7 protein-coding genes are annotated in these 6,936 nt (G+C 68.8%); 4 read left to right on the top strand and 3 right to left on the bottom strand.

The annotated features are described in order from the left end of the window. Positions 1-738, bottom strand: a 738-nt coding sequence (locus NN2_RS35215; protein ID WP_305781621.1) for a biotin/lipoyl-containing protein, incomplete at its 3' end; no start/stop codon positions are given. Between the two features lie 411 nt (positions 739-1,149). Here NN2_RS35215 and NN2_RS35210 point away from each other — a divergent pair. Continuing rightward, entirely contained in the window at positions 1,150-1,500 is a 351-nt protein-coding gene (locus NN2_RS35210; RefSeq protein WP_063019567.1) for a hypothetical protein, read from the top strand. 102 nt (positions 1,501-1,602) lie between these two features. On the opposite strand, the gene NN2_RS35205 is transcribed toward NN2_RS35210, so the two are convergent. Further along, complete coding sequence (locus tag NN2_RS35205) at positions 1,603-3,111, bottom strand: leucyl aminopeptidase (RefSeq protein ID WP_063019565.1); 1,509 nt, start codon at positions 3,109-3,111, stop codon at positions 1,603-1,605. A 163-nt stretch (positions 3,112-3,274) separates the two neighbouring features. On the opposite strand from NN2_RS35205, the gene NN2_RS35200 reads away from it, so the two are divergent. Further along, positions 3,275-3,832, top strand: a complete 558-nt coding sequence (locus NN2_RS35200; protein ID WP_063019563.1) for an RNA 2'-phosphotransferase — start codon at positions 3,275-3,277, stop codon at positions 3,830-3,832. 61 nt (positions 3,833-3,893) lie between these two features. Here the strand turns inward: NN2_RS35200 and NN2_RS35195 are convergent, their stop codons facing one another. Beyond that, positions 3,894-4,556 carry a phosphate signaling complex PhoU family protein gene (locus NN2_RS35195; protein WP_063019569.1) on the bottom strand — a complete coding sequence of 221 codons (663 nt, stop codon included), beginning with the start codon at positions 4,554-4,556 and terminating at the stop codon, positions 3,894-3,896. Positions 4,557-4,931: 375 nt separating this feature from the next. On the opposite strand from NN2_RS35195, the gene NN2_RS35190 reads away from it, so the two are divergent. Together NN2_RS35190 and NN2_RS35185 are read left to right on the top strand one after the other, a co-directional pair. Continuing rightward, a complete protein-coding gene (locus NN2_RS35190; protein ID WP_063019568.1) occupies positions 4,932-5,774 on the top strand; it encodes a ParA family protein in 843 nt (280 codons plus the stop codon). 112 nt (positions 5,775-5,886) lie between these two features. Then, positions 5,887-6,699 (top strand): class I SAM-dependent methyltransferase, encoded by an 813-nt coding sequence (locus tag NN2_RS35185; RefSeq protein ID WP_063019561.1) that lies wholly within the window; start codon positions 5,887-5,889, stop codon positions 6,697-6,699. Positions 6,700-6,936: the final 237 nt, after the last annotated feature.

Genomic DNA, 6,936 nt, shown 5'->3' with positions numbered 1-6,936 from the left:
CTGCTGTGCGGGGGCCTGCTGGGCGGGCGCTTCCTGGGCGGGTGCCTGCTGCTGCGCGGGCGCCGGAGCCGGGGCGGGCGCGGACTGCGCGGCGGCGGGCGAACCGCTGCCGATCACGCCGAGCTGACCGCCGACCGACACCACGTCATCCTCGTTCGCGCTGATCTCGAGCAGCGTGCCTGCCACCGGCGACGGGATTTCGGTGTCGACCTTGTCGGTGGAGACCTCGAGCAGCGGCTCGTCGACCTCGACCTGGTCACCGACCTGCTTGAGCCAGCGGGTGACGGTGCCCTCGGTGACGGATTCGCCGAGTTCCGGCATCTTCACCGGGGTCCCGTCGGCGGCGCCGCCGGACTGTGCGGCGGGCGCGGGCTGCTGCGCGGGAGCCTCCTGCGCGGGGGCCTGCTGGGCGGGCGCTTCCTGCGCGGGCGCGGATTCCGCGGGTGCCTGCTGCGCAGGTGCTTCCTGGGCCGGGGCGGGCGCCGGCGCGGATTCCTCACCGGCATCGCCGATCACGCCCAGTTCGCCGCCGACCTCGACGACGTCGTCTTCCTGGGCCACGATCTTGGTGAGTACACCCGCTGCGGGGGACGGGATTTCGGTGTCGACCTTGTCGGTGGACACTTCGAGCAGGGGCTCGTCGACCTCGACCGTGTCTCCTTCCTGCTTCAGCCACCTGGTCACAGTGCCCTCGGTGACGCTCTCACCAAGAGCTGGCATCTGGACGGAGAAGGCCATGTCCGTTGACTCCTCTAACTGCTCGACGGGTTCACAACAGTTCGTCTCTCGGCGGGGGCGCGCCGCGGTCGCGGCGAGCACCCGACTGCCACCGAACATTCCTGTGGCACCGGAGATCCGTGCGGTTCTTGTTCCGGTTCTCCATCCTTGCACTCGCCGTTGCGATACGTACCACAGGGCGGGCGGTCGGCGGGCCCATGGCGACATCACAGCATCCGTGCCGCTGCGGAGAGCTGCCTCGATGACGATCGTCGGGCTCGGCGTGTCTGATTCGACACCCCGCGCGAAACCGCCGGGTCGGGACACGGTGTCCATGGCGGACCTGGGCATCCGCCCGAAATGCCCGACAGCTGGCACTATCGATGGATCGGGAGCGCACGCACCCGACAGGCGAACAGGAGGTAGGCGGCCGTGGGGTTGCTCGATCGTTTCCGCGGCGGCCGCGCGGGTAGAGGCGCCGACGCCTCCGATATCCGGTATCTGGCCGACTGGGTGCGCACCCACGTGGGCGTCGAGGCGTATATCGAACCCAAGACGACAGTGACCGATGTCACAGCGATACTTATCGCCGCCGATGGGGAATGGACGCGCCGGGTCGTGGGCGAGCGCGGCGCACGCCAATTGTCGACCCGCCTGGGGATTCCCGTCTACGACGTGGGCCGCACCGGTTACCCGCAGCGCATGCGCGACTACGACGCCCGCAAACGCATCGAGCGCAAGCGCGCGCTGGAGGCCGATCTGCGGGATCTGTCCGCGGAGTAAGCGTCCGCGGCTCGATACCCGCGGCGATGGTCACGCACCGACCGAGACCCCGGACGGCCACGTCCGAGCGTGCCGCCGGGTTCTCGAATGCCGTTGTGCCGCTTATTCGCCCGCGATATCGGTCAATACGGCGACCAGCGTGCGCACGGGAACGCCGGTGCCGCCCTTGCCGATGTAGCCGAACGGCCCGCCGGTGTTGTAGGCCGGACCCGCTACATCCAGATGCGCCCACTGCACACCCTCGGGCACGAATTCCTTCAGATAGGTTCCGGCGACCAGCATGCCGCCCCAGCGGTGCGGGGACACGTTGGCCATATCGGCGACCTTCGAATTCAGGTCGGCGCGCAATTCGCTGGGCAGCGGCATCGGCCAGCCGTTCTCGCCGACCTCCTGCGACAGCCGCGCGACCCGGTCGCGGAACTCCTCGGTGCCCATCACGCCGGGGGTGCGGGTGCCGAGTGCGACCATCTGCGCGCCGGTCAGCGTCGCGACGTCGATCAGGTAGTCCGGGTTGTCCTCGCCCGCTCGCACGATCGCGTCGGCCAGGATCAGCCGGCCCTCGGCGTCGGTGTTGATGACCTCGATCGTGGTGCCGCCGTACTGGGTGAGCACATCACCGGGACGCTGCGCGGTTGCCGAGGGCATGTTCTCGGCCATCGGCACCGTCGCGGTGACCGTGATCGGGAGCCCGAGCCGCGCCGCCACCAGGGTGGTCGCGATGACCGCCGCGGCGCCACCCATATCGGAGGTCATATTCTCCATATTGGCCGCCGGCTTGATCGAGATGCCGCCGGTGTCGAAGGTGATGCCCTTACCGATCAGGGCGACCTTCGTGTCCCCGCCGGAGTAGGTGATGCGGATCAGCCGCGGCGGGCGCGAGGAGCCCTTGCCGACGCCGACGATCCCGCCGTAACCGGCCGCCTCCAACTGCTTCTCGTCGAGGATCTCCACCTCGAGTCCGGCCGCCCGTGCCAATTCGGCTGCGCGCTCGGCGAATTCAGCCGGAAAGAGCGCGTTCGGGGGAGTGTTGACGAAATCGCGCGCGGTCGCGACCGCCTCGGCGACGGCCTGGGCGCGGAACAGTTCCTCCTCGCCGGAATCGGCTGTGGGAACCAGGAATTCGACCCGCTGCAGCGGTTGTTCGGCCGGCTTGGGCGCGGACTTGTCGGACTTGAAGGTGGTGAAGGTGTAGGCGCCGAGGTAGAAGCCCTCGGCGGCGGCGCCCAGATCCAGTCCGGACAGCGTGGTGACGGCCGTGGCGGTGCCGGCGAGCGAGCGGGCGGCCACACCGGCGGATTTGCGGATCTGCTCGGCATCCAGCGCGTCCTGTCCGCCGAGTCCGACCGCGAGCACACTGGTCGCGCCGAGCCCGTCCGGTGCCGGGATCCGGGTCAGCTCCTCGGCCTTGCCCTTCGCGCCGACGGCCAGCAGCGAGGCCAGCAACTGCTCTCGGGTGCCGGCATCGAGCACCCCGTCGAAAACGTCGGCCGCGGCGATCACGGGCCCGTCGTCGGTGGACAGAAGTCCGACCACGAGGACATCGGTGTCGGGGCCGATGTTCTCGGTACGTGCCAGTTCCGGGCCGAGTGAACGATCTGCAACAGCTGTCATGCGCCCAGGTTACTGGGTGGGCTCGGAGCGCCTTGGGGGGAGCGACGCGGTCGGAGACGGTGGTGCGCGTGACCACGGAGGCCGCCACCGAGCACGACGGGAGCCCGCCGGACGGAATTCGCTGGTGCCGGTTCGCGGTGGCATGCCATTGTGGTGATGAACTATGAACGATCGAGAACTGGTGCGCTTGTCGAAGCGCCTGTCGAAATGGTTGCGGCACGATCCGCAGGGAATCGGCCTGGAACCGGACGCGGCCGGCTGGGTGCCGGTGGAGGTCCTGCTGCGGCAGGCGAACGCTGCCGGAACGACGATCACTCGTGCCGACCTGGACGCGGTGGTCGCCCGAGACAACAAGCAGCGCTACGAATTCGACGAGAGCGGCACATCGATCCGCGCCCGGCAAGGACATTCCATTCCGGTCGAGCTCGGCTACACCGCGGTCGAACCGCCGCCGATCCTCTTCCACGGCACGGCCGAGCATCTGGTCGATGTGATCATGGCCGAGGGGCTGCGTCCGATGCGCCGGCATGCGGTTCGCCTGTCGGCGGATCTGGAAACCGCACGCGCGGTGGGCGGTAGGCACGGGCGCCCGGTGGTCTTCGACGTCGCGGCCGAGCGGATGCATCGCGACGGGCAGTCGTTCTACCGCACCGGCAATGGAGTCTGGTTGGTGAATGCGGTTTTGCCGGCGTATCTCTCGCCGAGAACCTCCGCAGGCTGAGTAGGAAATCGCCGGGGACTGCCTCGAGTCTCACGCGCTCCTGCACAGGTGTGAGTTCGGCTCACTCCTCGTCGTTCTGCGCCGACAGCGGTACGCCGGTGTGGAAGAACCGGATCAGCCGCCCGATCCGCACGCAGTGTGCGGCGCAGCGCTCGAAATGGTGTGCCAGCAGGGCCGTTTCGACCGCCATCGCATTGCCGTGCTGCCAGCCGTCGTCGGCGACCGCCCGCAACAGTTGCTGCTGGAGCTGCTCGATCGCCGGATCCGGCGGGATCAGCGTGGTGTCCGGTTCCACCTGCTGGGCCGAGATCACCGCGATGGCTGCCGCGGTGAGGTCGACCAGCGCCGCGGCCATCGCCGAGAGTTGATGCGTGATGTCCTCGGGCGCCACGGGTTCCGGGAACTTCCGCACCACACCGTCGGCCACCCGGCTGAGCCCGCCCGCGATGCCGGACAGATCCTCCGCGATCTGGATGGCGGTCACCACGTTGCGCAGATCCCGTGCGACCGGCGCCTCCAGGGCGAGCAGAATCACCGACCGGTCCTCGCATTTGGCGTGCTCGGCCTGGATTCTCTCCTCCAGCGCGAACACCTCGTAGGCAGCGGTCAGATCGGCGTTCTCGATCGCCACCGCGGCGCGTTCGGCCGCCTCGTGTGCCAACCGAGCCATATGAGCGAGCTCTTCGGTGAGCGCCGCGAGTTCGGAGGAGAATTTCGTTCGCACTCTGGTATCTTCGCCGCCCACCGCGCCGAACGTGCAATATCGCAGGAAAAGTCGTCGAATATCCGCCTCGCGGGCCGGTGTCGCGCAGTGCCGCAGCGCGTGTCGATCATTAAGGTGTAGCGCACCGTGCCGACGGTTGTGCGAATGGAGGCTCTCGGGCTGGTGGAGTTACGAAGCGAGACATTATCCGGACAGCGCACGGAATCGGTCGAGGTCGTGGGTCCGGTCGACGCTGCGCAGCCGGCGAACGCGGCGACGGGCGACGAGGACGGTTTCGATTGGCTGGGCCGTACCCGGGCCGGCCGGGTGCTGCGGCTGGAACGGCCGCAACGGATCTGGGAGGGCGAGCGCACGCCGGGCCGCTCGCGCCCGTACGTGGTGGCGACCTTCAACTTGAAGGGCGGGGTGGGCAAGACCACCACCACCGCCGCGCTGGCCGAAATTCTGTCCGCCGAATTCGACAAGCGAGTCCTGCTGATCGATCTGGATCCGCAGGCCAATCTCACCGCGATGATGGTCGGCGAAAACCGCTCGGTGGAACTGGATTCCGCCGGCCAGACCCTGGCCGCGATCTTCGCCGCCGCGCTGGCCGGGCGGCCCGCGCCCGATGTGCGCCCGCTGATCCAGCACGAGGTGTCGCCCATGCACGCCGTCACCACCGTCGATCTGCTGCCCGCCTCGCCGAAACTGATTGCGCTGCAGGACGAGATGCCCGCACTGCGCCACGGCGAGCCCACCACGGTGCTGGCCCGGGCGCTGTCGGGGGTGCTCGAGGACTACGACTATGTCCTCGTCGACTGCCCGCCGAATCTCGGCCCGATCACCCAGAACGGTCTGCGGCTGTCCGACGGGTACATGATCCCCACCATCCCGGACATCATGTCCACCTATGGAATTCCGCCGGTGCAGGCGCATCTGCGCCACCTCGCCGCGCGCTGGGGCGACCCGCTGGAGGAGCTCGGGGTCGTGGTCACCAAGTACCGGCGTTCCTCGGCGGTCCACCGCACCACCCTGGAGATCCTGCAGGCCAATCGCACGCTGCCGCGGCTGTTCCCGACCCGCATCCCCGACTCCAATCAGATCGCCGCCGCGGCCGCGTTCACCGACTTCGGCAGTCTGCGCAGGAAATACGGGACGGGCGGGCAGTTCCTGGCCCTGCGCGAACTGACCGCGGATTTTCTGGCGACGACGCGAATAACCCTCGCGTGGGGACGGTGAGCAGCGCAGGCAACGAGCTGGAACCCGCGAGTTCACGTCAATCACACATTGACAATCCTCTCTTTGTCAACTGTTGGTTGACGATCGCGCCGGCTGGTCCTAGCGTGGGCGCATGTCCTCCACCGAACCGCCCGCACCGGCGATCACGCCCGACCAGCGCCGGTCGACCGGCGAATCCTTCGGCATCGATCCGGCCCGCTACGACCGCACCCGCCCGCCCTATCCGCAAGCCATGATCGACCGCATCGTCGCCGCGAGCCCAGGCCGGAGCTACCTGAACGTCGGCTGCGGAACCGGCATCGAAGCGCGGCAGTTCCGGGCCGCGGGATGCACCGTGCTGGGTGTCGAACCCGATGCCCGGATGGCCGACTTCGCGCGCCGTGACGGTCTGGACGTGGAGGTGGCCCGGTTCGAGGAGTGGGATCCGGCCGGGCGCGTCTTCGACGCCGTGGTGTCCGGGACCGCGTGGCATTGGATCGATCCGATCGAGGGTGCGCGCACGGCGGCGCAGGCATTGCGTCCCGCCGGTCTGCTGGCGTTGTTCTGGCACGTCTTCGAGTTGCCGCCCGCCGTGGCCGAGGCCTTCGCCGAGGTCTACCGCCGGCTGCTCCCGGATTCGCCGTTCCGTCCGCCGGCCCACCCCGACCGGGCAGTGGATCCCTACGAGCCGATACTCGTCAACTCCGCCGACGGGATTCGCGATGCCGGCGGATTCGGCGAGGTGCAGCGATGGCGCTTCGATTGGGAGCGTCGCTACACCCGCGACGAGTGGCTGGACCAGATGCCCACCCAGGGCACGCTGACGCGAGCTCCGGCGGAGGTGGTGGATCAGGTGCTCGCCGGCGTCGGCGCGGCCATCGACGCGATGGGCGGCGGCTTCACGATGCCGTACGCCACCATGGTCCTCACCGCCGCCCGATTGTGAGCTGACTCACATCTCCGGTTCGGTGGAACCGTCGCGTCTCGGGAGCGTCCAAACCCATGACGGACAACACCTTTCGAGACAAGGAATCGGCATGATTCGCACTACTGCCGCACTTCTCGCCGCCGCCGCGATCGCGGGCTTCGGCCTGACGGCCGCGCAGGCGGCGGCTCCGCTCGCACCGGTACAGCATCAGGCCGTCGAACCGTCGGCCGCGCAGAACGGCTGCCCGCCGCCGCC

It is taken from the genome of Nocardia nova NBRC 15556 (assembly GCF_001613005.1).
GTDB lineage: Bacteria > Actinomycetota > Actinomycetes > Mycobacteriales > Mycobacteriaceae > Nocardia > Nocardia nova.
Note: the sequence above shows the minus strand (reverse complement) of the source record. Positions and strands in the feature narration are given on the sequence as shown.